Genomic DNA, 17,198 nt, shown 5'->3' on the forward strand with positions numbered 1-17,198 from the left:
TGCGGCCGGTCCTCGGTCCCCTCGGAGCGCGGGAAGAACTCGTACCAGGAGCCGAAAAGGGCCCGCTCGCGCTCGACGAGCAGCGGCAGCGGCTCGGACGCGGTCACCAACTCCCGCAGCGGATACCGGGCCAGGACCTTGTCCACCTCGGGCGTGAGGGCGGCGGCCAGGCGCCAGGGGGCGGGCCGTTCCTCGTCGCGCAGGGCGGCCGCGGCGGCCAGCAGGACCTCCCGCTTTCTGGACTTCGGGACACCGGCGGCGGCCCGTTCGTAGAGCCGCGCGCCCTCCTCCAGGACCAGACCGGTGTCGATCGCCGCCGGGATCTTGATCTGGGCGTGGTGGCGCCAGGTGGTGACCGGATCTCCCCAGGCCTCGACCTGATAGGTCCAACGGCCCGGTTTCCCGTCGACGGTGACGGTGGCGCCCCAGCGGTCGGTGCCACGTACCAGCTCCCGCATCGGGGTCCAGGGGCCCGGACGGCCCTTGGGGTCCTTCAGTACGACATTGGCGGCCACGGCGTCATGGCCCTCGCGGAAGACGGTGGCGGTGACCTCGAACGACTCCCCGGTCACCGCTTTGGCGGGCCGGCGCCCCTGCTGGACCAGGGGACGGACGTCGAGGACGGGTATGCGGCCGACGGCGGTGGCCTCGTCCGCGGGGGGTGTGGCGCCGGGTGAGGTGCGCTGTGTCGGAGGTGCTGACGACTGGTGCGTGGCGGGCATGACCGCTCCTGTCCGCGGCGACGTGGGTGTGGGCGGATGGGTGGTGGGGAGGTGGGTCCTGCGGCTGTATCCGAGGGTGTACTTGAGGGTCTACCTGTGCGGGGTATCAGCGTTGTGTCCATGGGGTGTACCGGAGGAGCCTTCCCACCCTATTCGGGTGGGCAATCCGGCACTTTGTTAACTACTCGGCCGTATGTCTACGCACACAACCGGCCCCGTTCTGTACGAACGGGGCCGGTTGGCGTGTTCGCATGGGAGAAAACGCTTTACGATTTCGGCACCCGGAGGAGTCGGTTGGGTGACCCGGGCCCCGCACTGGACACCTTCCCGCTCGCCGCCCCCGCAATCAGGGCCCTGGCGACCTGGGCCGGGGCGGCCTTCGGGTGACCGGCGAGATAGAGCGCGGCGGCGCCCGCCACATGCGGTGATGCCATCGACGTACCGGAGTAGGTGGCCGTACCGGTGTCGCTCCGGTACGAGTCCGAGGTGATCGCCACGCCCGGGGCGAACAGGTCGACGGCGGAACCGAAGTTGGAGAACCCCGCGCGGGTGTCGGTCCGGTCGGTGGCGCCGACGGTGAGGGCCTGCGGTACGTCGGCCGGTGAGGAGCGGGCGGCCGGGAGGCCGCCGTTGCCGGCCGCGACCGTGTAGGTCACCCCGGACGTGATCGAGTTCCGTACCGCGGTGTCGAGTTGGGCGTTGCGTGAACCGCCCAGACTGAGGTTGGCGACCGCCGGCTTGCGGGCGTGTGTGGTGACCCAGTCGATACCGGCGATGACCTGGGCTGTCGTGCCCGACCCCGTGTTGTCCATGACGCGTACGGAGACGACCTTCGCCTTCTTGGCGACGCCGTACCGGGTCCCGGCGATGGTGCCGGCGACATGTGTCCCGTGCCCGTTGCCGTCGCCGGCGGATCTGTCGTTCCCGACGAAGTCCCAGCCGTAGCTCGCTCGGCCGCCGAAGTCGCGGTTGCTGATCCGGATGCCGGTGTCGATCACGTAGACGGTGACACCCGCGCCCCCCGACTGCGGCCAGGTGTACGCCCTGTCGAGCGGCAGACCCGCCTGGTCGACGCGGTCCAGGCCCCAGGACGGCGGGTTCGTCTGGGTGCGGTCGAGCCGCACCCGGCTGTCCTGGACGACGGAGGCGACCCGCGAGTCCGCGGCGAGCCGCCGGGCCTGGCCGGCGCTTGCCTGGACGGCGTATCCGTTCAGCACACTGCCGTAAGTATGGCTTATTTTCGCCCCATAGCGGGTGGCGACGCCCTTCCCGGCCGCCGACGCCCCCTTGATCCCCTCTTTCAAGGTCACCAGATAGCTTCCACCGACCGAGCCCGGTCGGCCGGCGCCGAGTACGGTCCCCTCCGGTACGGCGTGCGCGGGCAGGGTGGCCGACGACAGCACTGCGGCCGTGACGACCGCGGTCAAGCCCCCCACCAGACGCGGACACCGGGTGATCGTCCGTGACATGGCTGTGAGTTCCCCCTCCTCAGCTCAGGGGGGCAGCGTCTCGTGCGGGACCGGGTCCCACAAGGAGGCGTGACGTATCCCGGGGTCTGGGCCGGAGCTCCCGCAACGGCCCCCTCGACACCGGTACCGTCTGAGGGACGCCGAGCCGCACACCGCCGTACGGCTCTCACCACGAACGCGTGGAGTGGAATGTGAAGGCGATCCGTCGGTTCACCGTCCGTCCCGTTCTCCCCGACCCCCTCCGTCCCCTCAGCGACCTGGCCCGAAATCTGCGCTGGTCCTGGCACACCGAGACACGTGACCTCTTCCAGTCCGTCGACCCCGAGCGCTGGGCCGCCTCGGAGGGCGATCCGGTGCGGCTGCTGGGCAGTGTGCCGCCGGCGCGGCTCGCCGAGCTGGCCGGTGACCGCCGGTTCCTGCGCCGGCTGACGGCGGCCGCCGACGACCTCAACGACTACATGACCGGCGACCGCTGGTACCAGTCCCAGCCGCAGGCCGCCGAACTCCCGGCGGCCGTCGCCTACTTCTCGCCCGAGTTCGGCATCACGGCCGCCCTGCCGCAGTACTCCGGCGGCCTCGGCATCCTGGCCGGCGACCACCTCAAGTCGGCCAGTGACCTCGGCGTACCGCTGATCGGCGTCGGCCTCCTGTACCGGCACGGGTACTTCCGGCAGACCCTGTCCCGGGACGGCTGGCAGCAGGAGCACTATCCCGTCCTCGACCCGAACGAACTCCCCGTGGTGCCGCTGAAGGACGCCGACGGCACCCCGGCGCATGTCTCCCTCGCCCTGCCCGGCGGCCGGCTGCTGCGCGCCCGGATCTGGCTGGCCCAGGTCGGCCGGGTGCCGCTGCTGATGCTGGACTCGGACGTGGAGGAGAACGACCTCGGCGAACGCGGGGTCACCGACCGGCTCTACGGCGGCGGCAGTGAGCACCGGCTGCTCCAGGAGATGCTGCTGGGAATAGGGGGTGTGCGCGCCGTACGGACGTACTGCCGGCTGACCGGCCACCCCGAGCCGGAGGTCTTCCACACCAACGAGGGCCACGCGGGCTTTTTGGGCCTGGAGCGGATCGCCGAGCTCTGTGCCCGGGGGCTGGACTTCGACTCCGCGCTGGAGGCGGTGCGGGCCGGCACCGTCTTCACCACCCACACCCCCGTCCCGGCCGGTATCGACCGCTTCGACCGTGAGTTGGTCGCCCACCACTTCGGCCCCGACGCCGAACTGCCCGGGATCGAGGTGGAGCACATCCTGCGCCTCGGGATGGAGACCTACCCCGGCGGCGAACCCAACCTCTTCAACATGGCCGTGATGGGGCTGCGGCTCGCCCAGCGCGCCAACGGGGTCTCGCTGCTGCACGGCAACGTCAGCAGGGAGATGTTCTCCGGGCTGTGGCCGGGATTCGATCCCGACGAGGTGCCGATCACCTCCGTGACGAACGGGGTGCACGCCCCGACCTGGGTGGCGCCCGAGGTGGTGCGGCTGGGGGCGAGGCAGCTCGGTGACCGCCGCACCGAGGAGGCACTGACCGTCGGTGGCACCGAGCGCTGGGACGCGGTCGCCGACGTCAGCGACCAGGAGATCTGGGACCTGCGCCGGAATCTGCGGGAGCAGCTGGTTCTTGAGGTGCGGGAGCGGCTGCGCGCCTCCTGGCGGCAACGGGGTGCCGGGACCGCCGAGCTGGGCTGGATCGAGCACGCCCTCGACCCCGACGTGCTGACCATCGGTTTCGCCCGGCGCGTCCCGTCGTACAAGCGGCTCACGCTCATGCTGCGCGACCGCGACCGGCTGATGGACCTGCTGCTGCACTCGGAGCGGCCGATCCAGGTCGTGGTGGCCGGAAAGGCGCACCCGGCGGACGACGGCGGCAAGCGCCTGGTCCAGGAGCTGGTCCGGTTCGCCGACGATCCGCGCGTCCGCCATCGCATCGTCTTCCTCCCCGACTACGGCATGGCGATGGCGCAGAAGCTGCTGCCCGGCTGCGACATCTGGCTGAACAACCCGCTGCGCCCGCTGGAGGCGTGCGGGACCAGCGGGATGAAGTCGGCGCTGAACGGCGGCCTCAACCTCTCGGTCCTGGACGGCTGGTGGGACGAGTGGTTCCAGCCGGACTTCGGCTGGGCGATCCCGACGGCGGACGGAGCGGGTACGGACCCGGAGCGCCGCGACGACATCGAGGCGGCGGCGCTGTACGACCTCCTCGAACAGCGCGTCACCCCCCGCTTCTACGAGCGCGGCCAGAGCGGGTTCCCGGACCGCTGGATCGAGATGGTCCGCCAGACGCTCACCCTTCTGGGCCCGAAGGTGCTGGCGGGCCGTATGGTCCGGGAGTACGTCGAACGGCTCTACACGCCCGCGGCGCACGCCCATCGCTCGATGAGCGCCGACACGGCCCGCGAACTGTCAGCCTGGAAGGGCAGGGTGCGGGCCGCCTGGCACGGGGTGTCGGTCGACCATGTGGCGACCGCCGCGGCCACGGCCACCGCCGAACTGGGCACCACCCTCGCCCTGCGCGTCCGCGTCCGCCTGGGCGACCTCGGGCCCGACGACGTCGAGGTCCAGGCGGTCTCCGGCCGGGTCGACTCCGAGGACCGCATCACGGACGCGACGACGGTGCCGCTGAAGCCGACCGGAGGCCCGGACCTGGAGGGCCACTGGACCTACGAGGGCCCCCTGGCCCTGGACCGTACGGGGCCCTACGGCTACACGGTCCGCATCCTCCCCGCCCACCGCCTGCTGGCCTCCGGCGCGGAACTGGGCCTGGTGACGGCTCCTTCGGAGGGGGCGGCGGACGGGGCGGGGGTGCTGATGCGGTAGCCGGCGAGACGCCGGGGCGGGGCGGTCGCGCGGCTGCCCCGCCCCGGTTGGGGCGGTGACGTAGCCGCTCAGCCCTGGTCGTCGTACGGCGCGCACAGCCTCCGCAGTACCGCCCCGCAGCGGCGGGCGTACGCGTGCTGCAGTCCCCGGGTCGCCGGGCCGCCCGCGCGGGCGTACCACTTGGCGGCCTTGCTGAAGGCCGCGACCGTCAGCCAGACCGTGCCGTCGCCGGTGCGGGTGACCAGGAAGGCCTCCTCGCCGCACTCCGGATGGCCGGCGAGGGTGCCGTAGGCCCAGCCCGCCCGGCGGGACTCCTCCTGCGTCCAGACGATCCGGCAGGGGGCCTTGACGAGGCCGGCGAGCGTGACGGTGACGTCCACGCCGGGGGCCGCGCGGTCGGCGGAGGTCTCGATACCCACGCCCAGGGCGCGGTGGAGTTCCCAGGTGAGGACCGCTTCGGCGGCCCTGTGGAAGACCTCCGCGCCCTCGCCTATGCGCGTGCGCACATGGAGCGGGTGGAAGCCGGGCGGGCAGGCGGCGAGATCCTCGCGGGTCGCGCCGACCGCCTCGTACGTGAAGGACATGGGAGAGAGCGTAGGGCGGACCCCGAGGATGCCTTCGTCCCGGGGTCCGCCCGTACCGCTGCTACCGGGTCACCCGGTGACGTTGACCGCCGTCCAGGCCGCCGCCACCGCGTTGTACTCGGTGCTGCCGGAGCCGTACAGGGCGGCCGCCGCCGAGAGCGTGCCGGTGCGTGCCGACTTGTAGTTGGTGGTCGACGTGAAGTACGTCGTCAGCGCCTTGTACCAGATCTGCAGCGCCTTGGCGCGGCCGATGCCGGTGACCGTGGAGCCGTTGTAGGTGGGGGAGTTGTACGAGACACCGTTGATCGTCTTCGCGCCGCTGCCCTCGGACAGCAGGTAGAAGAAGTGGTTCGCGACGCCCGACGAGTAGTGCACGTCGAGGTTGCCGACCGAGGAGGACCAGTAGTTGGCGGAGCCGCCGTCCTTGCTGGGCTGGTCCATGTAGCGCAGCGGGGTGCCGTCGCCGTTGATGTCGATCTTCTCGCCGATGAGGTAGTCGCCGGGGTCGGACGCGTTGGCCGCGTAGAACTCCACACCCGTGCCGAAGATGTCCGAGGTGGCCTCGTTCAGGCCGCCGGACTCGCCCGAGTAGTTCAGGCCCGCTGTGTTGGCGGTGACGCCGTGGCTCATCTCGTGGCCGGCCACGTCGAGCGAGGTCAGCGGGTGGGTGTTGCCGGAGCCGTCGCCGTAGGTCATGCAGAAGCAGCTGTCGTCCCAGAACGCGTTGACGTAGGAGCTGCCGTAGTGGACGCGGGAGTAGGCGCCGACGCCGTTGTTCTTGATGCCGCTGCGGCCGAAGGTGTTCTTGTAGAAGTCCCAGGTCTCCTGCGCGCCGTAGGCGGCGTCGGCGGCCGCCGTCTGGTCGGTGGTGGAGCTGGAGGCGGCGCCGGTGCCCCAGACGTTGTCCGCGTCGGTGAACAGGGTGCCGGTGCCGGACGTCTTGTGCGCCAGGTTGTACGTCTTGTGGCTGCCGCGCGTGGCGTCGGTCAGGTTGTACGTCGAGCCCGACAGGGTGGTGTCGAGGCTGACGGTGCCCGAGTACAGCGTCTTGCCGGTGCCGGTGGCGTTCTCGATGCCCTGGTACTCGAAGAGCTTCTTGCCGGTGGCGGCGTCGGTGATGACGTGCAGCTGGTTGGGGGTGCCGTCGTCCTGGAAGCCGCCGACGATCGTCTCGTAGGCGAGGACGGGGGTGCCGGAGCCCGCCCAGATGACCTTGCGGGCGCCGTCCGCGGCGGACTTGGTGGAGCCCAGCGTCTTGGCGGCGCTGAGCGCCGACTTCTCGGCCTTGGCGGTGCTGATCTGCGGCTTGAGGGAGGCCACCTTGATGGCCGTCCTCGTCGCCTTGGTGACGCCCTCGGTCTTGCCGGCCCTGGAGGTGTGCACGACCAGGTCGCCGCCGAGGACCGGGAGACCGGCGTAGGTGCGCTCGTAGCGCGTGTGGACGGTGCCGTCGGCGTCCTTCACGACGTCCTTGACGACCAGCTTCTCCTTGGCGCCGAGGCCTATCTGCTGCGCGGTCTCGGCGACGTCCGCCTGCGCCTTCTGGATGAGGGCGGTGCGGGCCGAGTTGGAGAGCAGGGTGGGGGCGGCGGCCAACGGCTGCTTGTCGGCGGCGGAGGCGTTGGCGGTCAGACCCGTGGTCAGCAGGGCGCCGGCGGCGACAGCGGTGGCGATGGCCAGAGTGGTGCGCTGGTGACGCGCGTAGAGGGGGCTCACTCAAGCTCCTTCAGGGTGTGGGGAGCCCGGGGCGGTGTGGGGTTACCGAACCCGGCTGTGGGGTTGTGAAGTTGCTGTGCTGTGCGACGGGTGAGGGAAGAGTGACATCCAGGTCGCGTACATGTCAGGACCCTGAAGTGATGTTGGCCGAAAAGCAGATGCTCGGTGAATGTTGCGGACATGTGAACCGGGCGCCGCCCGAGGGAGTCGAACCCCCGGACGGCGCCCGTCGCTCACGCCCGTGTCCTGCGGTTTACGGGAAGGTCAGCTTCCACCCGTTGATCGTCCCGACGTCCTGCGCGGCCTGGTCCTGGACCTTCAGCTGCCAGGTCCCGTTGGCCGATTCCGCCGAGGCGTTCACCGTGTAGGTGTCCGTCACGTTGTCCGCGGAGTCGGACGAGCTGAAGTTCTTCAGGCGGTACGACGTCCCGGACGGCCCGACGAGGTCGACCACCAGGTCACCGCGCCAGGTGTGGCTGATATTGGGCGTCACCTGGAGGTTGGTCGGCGCGTTCCCGGTCCGGCCGGAGACCGTGATCGACGAGGTGACCGCCGGCCCGTTGTCCGGGATCGACACGGCTGTGGTGCTCTCGTACGAGGTGCCCGTACCGCCGCCACCGCCCGAGCGGGAGCCGACCGCGACAGCCGCCCAGGCGTCCTGCACCGCCTTGTACTCGGTGCTCGTGGTGCCGTACAGCTCACCCGCCGCCGCGAGGGTGCCGGTGCGGGCGGCGGCGTAGTTGGTCGTCGAGGTGAACTTGGTGGTGAGGGCGCGGTACCAGATCTGCAGCGCCTTGTCCCGGCCGATGCCGGTGACCGGAAGGCCGTCCGCCGTCGGCGAGTTGTAGCTGACGCCGTTGACGACCTTGGCGCCGCTGCCCTCGCTCAGCAGGTAGAAGAAGTGGTTCGCGGGGCCGGACGAGTAGTGCACGTCGAGGCCGCCGAGCCCCGAGTACCAGCTGTCCTTGGACGCGCCGTCCTTGCTCGGCTGGTCCATGTAGCGCAGCGGGGTGCCGTCGCCGTTGATGTTGATCTTCTCGCCGATGAGGTAGTCGCCGACGTCGGAGGAGTTGTTGGCGTAGAACTCGACTCCCGTGCCCATGATGTCGGAGGTGGCCTCGTTCAGGCCGCCGGACTCACCGCTGTAGTTGAGACCCGCGGTGTTCGAGGTGACACCGTGGCTCATCTCGTGGCCGGCCACGTCGAGCGAGGTCAGCGGGTCCGCGTTGCCGGAGCCGTCGCCGTAGGTCATGCAGAAGCAGCTGTCGTCCCAGAACGCGTTCACGTACGCGTTGCCGTAGTGGACGCGGGAGTAGGCGCCGACGCCGTTGTTCTTGATGCCGCTGCGGCCGAAGGTGTTCTTGTAGAAGTCCCAGGTCTCCGCGGCCCCGTAGTGCGCGTCGGCGCCCGCGGTGGCGGCGTTCGACGTGGTGCCGTTGCCCCAGGTGTTGCTCGACTGCGAGAACAGCGTGCCGGTGCCCGAGGTGCCGTGGTTCAGGTTGTACGTCTTGTGGCCGCCGCGGTCGCCGTCGGTCAGGTTGTACGTCGAACCCGACTGGGTCGTCGTCAGCGAGACCGTCCCGCTGTACTGGGTGTTGCCGGTGCCGGTGGCGTTCTCGATGCCCTGGTACTCGAAGAGCTTCTTGCCGGTGGCGGCGTCGGTGATGACGTGCAGCTGGTTGGGGGTGCCGTCGTCCTGGAAGCCGCCGACGATCGTCTCGTAGGCGAGGACGGGGGTGCCGGAGCCGGCCCAGATGACCTTGCGGGCGCCGTCGGCGGCCGACTTCGTGGAGCCGAGGGCCTTGGCGCGGGAGACGGCCTGCTTCTCGGCGCTCGCCGCGCTGACGGCCGGGCTGAGGTCGGCGACCTTGAGCGTTGCGTTGTTCGCCTTGATGACGCGCTCGGGGGCGCCCGACTTGGCGGTGTCGACGATCAGGTCGCCGCCGAGGACCGGGAGACCGGCGTAGGTGCGCTCGTAGCGGGTGTGGACCGTGCCGTCGGCGTCCTTCACGACGTCCTTGACGACCAGCTTCTCCTGCGCGCCGAGGCCTATCTCCTTGGCGGTGGCGGCCTTCTCGGCGGTCGCGTCGCGCAGCAGCTCCGCGCGCTGCGAGGGCGAGAGCTTGACGGCCACGTGGGCCGGGTTGGCCCGGCCGGCCTGCGGCGCGGCCGGGGTGGCACTGGCCGCGCCCGACTGGACGGCCGCGGCGATCAGGGCGGTGACGCCTGCGAGGGCTACTACTGCGGTGCGGTGGGGGGTGCGCCTGCGAGAGGAACTGCTTCTCAACACTGACTCCTTCTGCGTGGCCGCGGGTCACACGGCCAGGGGAGATCCGGAGGGCGGGTGGGCCGTCCGGGCAGAACATGCGGAACAGGCGGAACGCGGAACCATGTACGCGTGCAGTGCCGGACCCGGCAGCGACAGGGTGATTCTGTGGGGTTGCTGGGGGTCGGCCGTGGGAAGAGTGGCACCAGAAAACGCGGTCTGTCAGGACCGCGTCAGGAATTTGGCCGGAAAAGGTTCGTTGACCGGATGTTCATGTTCGGTATGCGGATCGTTCGGTAAGTGACCGGATCTCAGGGAGCCTTGTCGCCGTGCCAGGTCGCCCAGAGCGCCGCGTACGCCCCGCCCGCCGACACCAGCTCCTCGTGGGTGCCGACTTCGGTGAGCAGGCCGTCCTCCATCACGGCCACCCGGTCGGCGTCGTGCGCGGTGTGCAGCCGGTGGGCGATGGCGATGACCGTACGGCCCTCCAGTACGGCGGCCAGGGCGCGCTCGGCATGCCGGGCGGTCGCCGGGTCGAGGAGCGCCGTCGCCTCGTCCAGGATCAGCGTGTGCGGGTCCGCCAGCACCACCCGGGCGAGCGCGAGTTGCTGCGCCTGCGAGCCGTCCGTGGCACAACCGCCCGCGCCCAGCGGGGTGTCTAGGCCGTCGGGAAGGCCGCGGACCCAGCCGTCGGCGCCGACGGCCGTCAGAGCCGTCCACAGGTCGGCGTCGCCCGCGCCCGGTTCGGCGATCAGCAGGTTGTCCCGGACCGTGCCGAGGAAGACATGGTGTTCCTGGGTGACCAGGACGACCTGGCGGCGCAGCAGCTCCGGTTCCAGCCCGGCGATCGGCACCCCGCCCACGGTCACCGTGCCCGACCCGGGTGCGTCGACGCCCGCCAGCAGCCGGCTCAGCGTCGTCTTCCCGGCGCCGGACGGCCCGACCACCGCGAGCCGCTCCCCGGGCCGCACCGTGAGATCCACCCCGCGCAGCACCTCGCCGCCGCGCTCATAGGCGTACCGCACTCCACGCACATCGATCCGGTCGTCCGCCGGCGTCGGCGCCCCGCCGTCCGCCTCCGCCCGCGGCGCCTGCGCCAGCCCCTCCACCCGGGCGAACGAGGCACTGCTCGACTGGAGTTGCTCCACCCGTATCAGGATCTGGTCCAGCGGTTCCGTGAACTGCTTCAGATACAGCGCCGCCGACACCACCACGCCGATACCGACATGCAGCAGCCCGCCGACCAGCAGCACCCCGGCCACCGGCACGGAGTACGACACCTCGACGGCCGGGAAGAACACGGTCCGCAGATACAGCGTGTAGAAACGGGTCTTCCGGTTGGCCTCCAGCGCGTCCCGGCTCGCCGCGATCCGCTGTTCCTGGAGCCGGAACGCCTCCACCGTGCGCGCGCCCGCCACCGTCGCCGTGACGATCTCCGCGACCCCGGAAGTCGTCGAGCCCTCCGCGAGATAGCCGTCCCGGGCCCGGCGCAGATACCAGCGCAGGGCGATCCAGATCGGGGTCAGCCCGAGTATCCCGAACACACCGAGCAGCGGATCCAGTACGAACACCGCGCTCATCACGAACAGCGCCTGCACCGTGTTGACCAGCAGATCGGGTCCGATGTCCCGCAGCGTGGTGCCGACGGCGCTCACGTCGGAGGTGCCGCGCGCGGTCAGATCCCCGGTGCCTGCGCGCTCCACGACCGACGCGGGCAGCGCGAGCGCCCGGTCCACGAACTCCTCGCGCACCCGGGCCAGGGTCCGTTCGCCGAAGCGGTGGCCGACGTAGCGGGCGGAGCGGGCTAGCAGCAGCTGGGCGAGGGAGCAGACCAGGATCCACAGGGCGAGGCGGTCCACGGCGCCGACGCCCCGGCCGGCCCGCACCTCGTCCACGATCCGGCCCACCAGCCACGGGCCGGCCAGGCCGGTGCCGGCGGCGAGCGCGTTCAGCAGCAGCGCGGCGGAGAAGGCCGCGCGGTCGGCCCGCACCAGGCGGAGCAGGGCCCGGCGTACGTCGGCCCGTCCTGCGACGGGGAGTTGGCTCGTGCTCGTCGTCACCGGATGACCTCCTCCTCCGAGTCCCGGGCCACCAGGGCGCGGTAGCCGGGCTCGTCCTCCAGCAGACCCTCGTGGGTGCCGGTCGCCGCGACCTTGCCGTCGACCAGGTAGATCACCTCGTCGGCGCGGGCCAGCATCAGGGGGGAGGTGGTCGTGAGGAGGGTGGTGCGGCCGGCGCGGGCGGTGCGCAGGCGCTCCGCTACGAGGGACTCCGTGTGGGCGTCCAGGGCGGAGGTGGGTTCTACGGCGAGGAGGATCTCGGGGTCGGTGAGGAGGGCGCGGGCCAGGCGGATGCGTTGGCGTTGGCCGCCGGAGAGGTTGCGGGCCTGGGCGGTGATTTCGGAGCCGAGGCCGTTCGGGAGGGCCTGGAGGATGTCGGTGGCCGCGGCTGCGTGGAGGGCTTGGGTGATGTGCGCGTGAGGGGGCGCGGCCGGAGGTTGAGCGGCGGGTGCGGGTGCGTGGGGGCTTGTCGCGCCCACGCGGCGGTGGCCGCACATTTGATACCGCCCCGGGCCCCCTTGGGGCGCGTCTGCGCTCCCGGCGATGGCATCGCCCAGGGGGCCTGCGAAGAAGTCGGCCTCGTTGTCCGCCACCAGGACGCGGGAGCGGACCTCCCGTAGGGGGACGGCGTCCAGTCGAGTCTCTCCCCAGATCACGTTCGATCGGATGTAGCGGCCCAAGCGGTCGATCACCGTGGCTGTTTCTGTGGGGCTGGCGCCTACCAGGGCGTGCAGGCGGCCCGGGCGGACCCGTACGCCCGACTCCGGGTCGTGCAGTACGGCGGGGGCGGCGGGGGCCGGTTGGGTGCCCTCGTCCGGCTCCGGGGCCAGGTGCAGCAGTCGTACCACCCTGCGTGCGGCCACCACGCCCCGGCTGAGCTGGTAGCCCATGTCCAGGAAGAACGCCACCGGGCCGACCAGGACGGCGACATAGCCGTACACCGAGACAAGCTGACCCACCGTGATCTCCCCGCGGGCGGCCATCCGGGCCGCGATCCAGGTCACCACCGCCAGGTACACCGTGGGCAGGCCGACGCCCAGCGCCTGGACCCAGCTGGCGACCGCGCCCACCCGGTAGCCCTGGGCGCGCAGATGCTGCGAGTCCTTGCGGTAGGCGTCCGCGAACAGGCCCTTGCCGCCCAGCCCGTTGAGGACGCGGAGGCCGCCCGCGAGGTCGCCGATGCGGGCCGTGAGGACGCTCTGGCGTTCCCGGTACTCGCTCTCCCTGCCCTGGAGCCGCCGGGCCAGCGGGCCCGCGAGCAACGCCACCACCGGCACCCCGAGCAGGACCACACCGGTCAGCAGGGGCGAGATCGGCACCAGGAGGCCGGCCACCACCGCGTACACCACGACCGCGCCCACCCCGGGGCCGACGACGGTCAGCGCCTGGGCGATGGTCTGCACGTCACCGACGCCGATCGTGACGACCTCACCGGCTCCCACCCGCCGGGGCAGCGCGGCACCGAGCCGTACCGCGTGCCCGACGACCACCTTGACCGTGCGGTAGTAGGCGTCCATGCGCACCCGGGTCATCGTGCGGTGGCGCATGATGCTGATCCACGCGTTGACCGCCCCGAGGACGAAGATCGCTGCCGTCCATCCGGCCAGCACCGTCATGCGGCCCGGCACCAGCCCGTCGTCGACGGCCCGCGCCATCATGTACGGCGTTCCGGCCATCAGCGTCAGCCAGGCACTGCCCAGCATCGCCCCGGCGAGCGAGCGGCCCGGCTGGCGGCGCACCAGCCACCACAGGTAGTACCAGCCGCCGCGTGTGTCGGGCGTGCCCGGATCCTCGTACGCGTCGATCACCCTGCGCCCCCGTTCTCCTACGCCAGACTGTCCCGCCATGCCCGGTGCAGATCCGCGAACCGGCCCGTTCCCGCGATGAGTTCGGCCGGGTGGCCGTCCTCGACGATCCGGCCGTGCTCCATCACCAGTACCCGGTCGGCGATCTCCACGGTGGACAGCCGGTGCGCGATCACCACGGCCGTACGGCCCTTCAGTACCGTCGACATGGCCCGCTGCACGGCCCGTTCGCCGGGGATGTCCAGGGAACTGGTCGCTTCGTCGAGGATCAGCACCGACGGGTCGGCGAGCAAGGCGCGTGCGAACGCGACCAGTTGGCGCTGCCCCGCCGAAATGCGCCCGCCGCGCTTGCGGACGTCCGTGTCGTAGCCGTCGGGCAGTGCCGCGATGAACTCGTGCGCGCCGATCGCCTTGGCCGCCTGCTCGATCTCCTCGCGGGTGGCGGCCGGCCGGCCGATGGCGATGTTCTCGGCGACCGTGCCGGAGAACAGGAACGCCTCCTGGGTGACCATCACGACCCCGCGCCGCAGTTCGGGCACGGTCAGTTCGCGCAGGTCCACGCCGTCAAGGAGGACCCGTCCTTCGGTCGGGTCGTAGAAGCGGGCGAGCAGCTTCGCCAGCGTCGACTTGCCGGCGCCGGTGGAGCCGACCACCGCGACCGTCTGGCCGGCCGGAAGGGTGAGGCCGAAACGGGGCAGCACCTCGCCGCCGGTGCGGTAGGCGAAGCGGACGCCGTCGAAGACGACCTCGCGGCCGGGAAGTTCGCTCTCCAGCGGAGGCAGCTCCCTGGGGACCGAGGGCTCCGGCACGGACGGGGTCTGGGCCAGCAGGCCCGCGATCTTCTCCAGCGAGGCGGCCGCCGACTGGTAGGAGTTGAGGAACATGCCGAGCCGGTCGATCGGGTCGTAAAGTCGGCGCAGATACAGGACGGCCGCGGCCAGGACGCCCAGCTCCAGCGAGCCGGACGCCACCCGGTAGGCGCCCCACAGCACGATCACCGCGACCGAGGTGTTGGCGACCAGCCGGGAGCCGACCACATACCGCGCCATTTCGAGGAGCGCGTCGCCGTTGGTGCGTTCGTGGCGGCGGTTGAGTACGGCGAACTCGGCGTCGTTGGCGGCCTCCCGGCGGAACGCGCGCACCGGGCGGATGCCGTTCATCGTCTCCACGAACTTCACGATCACCGCCGCGATCGCCGTGGACCGCGCCTTGTACACCCGTACCGCCCGCCGCTGGTACAGCCGCACCAGCAGGTACAGCGGCACGAACGAGGCCACGGCCACCGCGCCCAGGCCCAGGTCCAGCCAGAGCAGCATCGCCGAGATGTAGACGAAGGAGAGGATGACCGTGACCAGCTCCTGGAGGCCCTCGCTGAGCAGCTCGCGCAGCGACTCGACGTCCGTGGTGGAGCGGGAGATCAGCCGGCCCGACGTGTACCGCTCGTGGAAGTCGATGCTCAGGGCCTGCGCGTGGCGGAAGATACGGCCGCGCAGGTCGAGGAGGACGTCCTGGTTCACGCGCGCGGAGGCCTCGATGAAGGCGTACTGGAGGCCGCCGGAGAGCAGGGCGCTCAGGCCGTAGCCGACCGCCACCGCGATCAGCGGGCCGTGGTCGTGGTGGCGGAACGCCGGTACGGCACGGTCGATGGCGTAGGCCACCAGCAGCGGGCCCGCCTGCGCGGCCGCCTGCTGGAACAGCAGCAGGAGCGTGGTCACGGCGACCCGCGCCTTCATGGGGGCGAGGAGTGAGCGCAGGAGAGTGGCCGTGGCGCCGGGCGGGACGGGCAGCACGTCCCGGTCGAAGGGGTCGCCGGTGGTGGCTTCGGCTGGTGCGGGGCCGGGGAGTTCGTCGTCCTCGTCGGGGGCGGGCAGCGAGGTGGCGGCGGTCATCGGCGGTGATCCTCCCCGGACATCAGGCGGGCGTACTCGGCGTTGCTGCGGAGCAGTTCGTGGTGGGTGCCGACGGCGGTGACACGGCCCTCGGAGAGCAGGGCGACGCGGTCGGCGAGCAGGACGGTGGAGGGGCGGTGGGCGACGATCAGGGCGGTGGTGTCGGCGAGCACGTCGCGCAGGGCGGCCTCCACGGCGGCCTCCGTGTGCACGTCCAGGGCGGAGAGCGGGTCGTCCAGTACCAGGAAGCGGGGCCGGCCGACGACCGCCCGCGCCAGCGCGAGGCGCTGGCGCTGGCCGCCGGAGAGGCTGAGGCCCTGCTCGCCGACCTGTGTCGCGGTGCCGTGCGGGAGGGCGTGCGCGAAGTCCGCCTGGGCGACGGCCAGGGCACGGTCCAGCTCCGCTTCGCCGGCGCCGTCCTCGGCCCCCATCAGCACGTTCTCGCCGACCGAGGCGGAGAAGAGGGTGGGTTCCTCGAAGGCCACGGCGACCAGGGCGCGGAGTTCCTCGCGGGGCATGGTGGTGATGTCCCGGCCGTCGAGGGTGATCCGCCCGGAGGTCGTCTCGTGCAGGCGGGGGACGAGAGCGGTGAGGGTGGTCTTCCCGCTGCCGGTGGCACCGACGAGGGCCATGGACTCGCCGGGGCGGATGTGGAGGTCGATGTGGGCGAGGGTGGGGGGTGAGTCGGGGGAGGCGTCCGGGTAGCGGAAGGAGACGGAGTGGAAACGGATGCCATCGTTGTCGGCTGACGTAGCTGCGGGCAGGTGACGGTCCCCGTCCCCCTCCTCCCGTGCAGCGTCCCGAACCTCGAAGTACCGCTCGGTGGCCGTGGCCGCTTCCTGACTCATCGCCAGCAGGAAGCCGATCGACTCCACCGGCCAGCGCAGCGCCAGGGCCGTCGACAGGAACGCCACCAGCGTGCCCGCGCTCAGCTCGCCCTCCGCGACCTGGACCGACCCCCACAGCAGCGCCGCCCCGATGGCCAGCTCCGGGAGGGTCACGATGACGCCCCAGATCGCCGCCAGCATCCGCGCCTTGCGCAGCTCTGTGCCCCGCAGGGTCCACACCAGGTCGCGGAACGCCCGCGCCTGACTGCGGTGCCGGCCGAACCCCTTGATGATGCGGATGCCGAGCACGCTCTCCTCGACCACCGTCGTCAGGTCGCCCACCTGGTCCTGGGCGAGCCGGGCCACCGCCGCGTACCGCTTCTCGAAGATCGCGCACGTCACCATCACGGGGATGGTGGGGACGAGGATGACCAGGCCAAGCGTCCAGTCCTGGAGCAGCATGATGACCACGCCGACGAGGATGGTGACCCCGTTGACCAGCAGGAAGGTCAGCGGAAAGGCGAGGAACATGCGGAGCAGCATCAGGTCGGTGGTGGCCCGGGAGAGCAGCTGGCCGGAGGCCCAGCGGTCGTGGAAGGCGACCGGCAGACGCTGCAGATGGCCGTAGAGGTCCGCCCGCATGCCCGCCTCGACGCGCGAGAGAGGTCTGGCCACCAGCCAGCGCCGCAGCCCGAAGAGCAGCGCTTCGGCGATCCCGAGCAGCAGCAGGTACAGCGCGCCGAGCCAGACCCCGCCGGGGTCCCGGTCGGCCACCGGACCGTCCACCATCCACTTGAGGACGAGCGGGATGACGAGTCCCGTACAGGAGGCGATCACGGCCACGAACGCGGCGACGGACAGCCGCGCCCGCACCGGCCGTACGTACGGCCACAGTCGCAGCAGGGTACGGACGGCGGACCGGTCCTTGGTGGTTGCACGTGTCGGAGGCATCAGGAGCGAGCCTACGGATCGGCACTGACAACGCCTACCGAGTTTTGGCCGGACCGGAATCCGTCTGTGCTCCTACGACCAGCACGTTCGAGC

General features: G+C 71.4%; 10 protein-coding genes. 1 reads left to right on the plus strand and 9 read right to left on the minus strand.

All coding sequences use genetic code 11. From position 1 onward, the window contains the following. Together ACZ7OO_RS21155 and ACZ7OO_RS21160 are read right to left on the minus strand one after the other, a co-directional pair. Window positions 1-722: maltotransferase domain-containing protein (locus ACZ7OO_RS21155; RefSeq protein ID WP_471506502.1), on the minus strand; the 722-nt coding region annotated here is incomplete at its 3' end. A gap of 266 nt (window positions 723-988) precedes the next feature. Beyond that, the gene (locus ACZ7OO_RS21160) at window positions 989-2,191 is read right to left on the minus strand and encodes a S8 family peptidase (protein ID WP_471506504.1); all 1,203 of its coding nucleotides are present in this window, start codon (window positions 2,189-2,191) and stop codon (window positions 989-991) included. A 191-nt stretch (window positions 2,192-2,382) separates the two neighbouring features. Between ACZ7OO_RS21160 and ACZ7OO_RS21165 the strand changes: the two genes are divergently transcribed. Then, the gene (locus ACZ7OO_RS21165; protein WP_471506506.1) at window positions 2,383-5,007 is read left to right on the plus strand and encodes a glycosyltransferase family 1 protein; all 2,625 of its coding nucleotides are present in this window, start codon (window positions 2,383-2,385) and stop codon (window positions 5,005-5,007) included. Window positions 5,008-5,075: 68 nt separating this feature from the next. Here the strand turns inward: ACZ7OO_RS21165 and ACZ7OO_RS21170 are convergent, their stop codons facing one another. From ACZ7OO_RS21170 to ACZ7OO_RS21200, 7 genes are all read right to left on the minus strand, one after another. Then, complete coding sequence (locus ACZ7OO_RS21170) at window positions 5,076-5,591, minus strand: DUF1990 family protein (RefSeq protein WP_471506508.1); 516 nt, start codon at window positions 5,589-5,591, stop codon at window positions 5,076-5,078. Between the two features lie 69 nt (window positions 5,592-5,660). Continuing rightward, window positions 5,661-7,307 (minus strand): M4 family metallopeptidase, encoded by a 1,647-nt coding sequence (locus ACZ7OO_RS21175; RefSeq protein WP_471506510.1) that lies wholly within the window; start codon window positions 7,305-7,307, stop codon window positions 5,661-5,663. A gap of 253 nt (window positions 7,308-7,560) precedes the next feature. Further along, on the minus strand, window positions 7,561-9,594 hold the full coding sequence (locus ACZ7OO_RS21180; protein WP_471506512.1) for a M4 family metallopeptidase: 2,034 nt from the start codon (window positions 9,592-9,594) through the stop codon (window positions 7,561-7,563). Window positions 9,595-9,884: 290 nt separating this feature from the next. Then, window positions 9,885-11,633: an ABC transporter ATP-binding protein gene (locus ACZ7OO_RS21185; protein WP_471506514.1), complete on the minus strand. Its 1,749-nt coding sequence runs from the start codon at window positions 11,631-11,633 to the stop codon at window positions 9,885-9,887. Beyond that, window positions 11,630-13,441: an ABC transporter transmembrane domain-containing protein gene (locus ACZ7OO_RS21190; protein WP_471506516.1), complete on the minus strand. Its 1,812-nt coding sequence runs from the start codon at window positions 13,439-13,441 to the stop codon at window positions 11,630-11,632. The genes ACZ7OO_RS21185 and ACZ7OO_RS21190 overlap by 4 nt, the downstream gene beginning before the upstream one ends. A 17-nt stretch (window positions 13,442-13,458) precedes the next feature. Next, the gene (locus tag ACZ7OO_RS21195) at window positions 13,459-15,327 is read right to left on the minus strand and encodes an ABC transporter ATP-binding protein (protein WP_471506518.1); all 1,869 of its coding nucleotides are present in this window, start codon (window positions 15,325-15,327) and stop codon (window positions 13,459-13,461) included. After that, the gene (locus ACZ7OO_RS21200) at window positions 15,324-17,105 is read right to left on the minus strand and encodes an ABC transporter ATP-binding protein (RefSeq protein WP_471506520.1); all 1,782 of its coding nucleotides are present in this window, start codon (window positions 17,103-17,105) and stop codon (window positions 15,324-15,326) included. The genes ACZ7OO_RS21195 and ACZ7OO_RS21200 overlap by 4 nt, the downstream gene beginning before the upstream one ends. Between the last annotated feature and the right edge of the window lie 93 nt (window positions 17,106-17,198).

Source organism: Streptomyces sp. NPDC111744, from assembly GCF_055634995.1.

Coding starts and splice junctions, on each gene's coding strand:
- ACZ7OO_RS21160 (WP_471506504.1), bottom strand. CDS start 2,191: ATGTCACGGACGATCACCCGGTGTCCGCGTCTGGTGGGGGGCTTGACC.
- ACZ7OO_RS21170 (WP_471506508.1), bottom strand. CDS start 5,591: ATGTCCTTCACGTACGAGGCGGTCGGCGCGACCCGCGAGGATCTCGCC.
- ACZ7OO_RS21195 (WP_471506518.1), bottom strand. CDS start 15,327: ATGACCGCCGCCACCTCGCTGCCCGCCCCCGACGAGGACGACGAACTC.
- ACZ7OO_RS21200 (WP_471506520.1), bottom strand. CDS start 17,105: ATGCCTCCGACACGTGCAACCACCAAGGACCGGTCCGCCGTCCGTACC.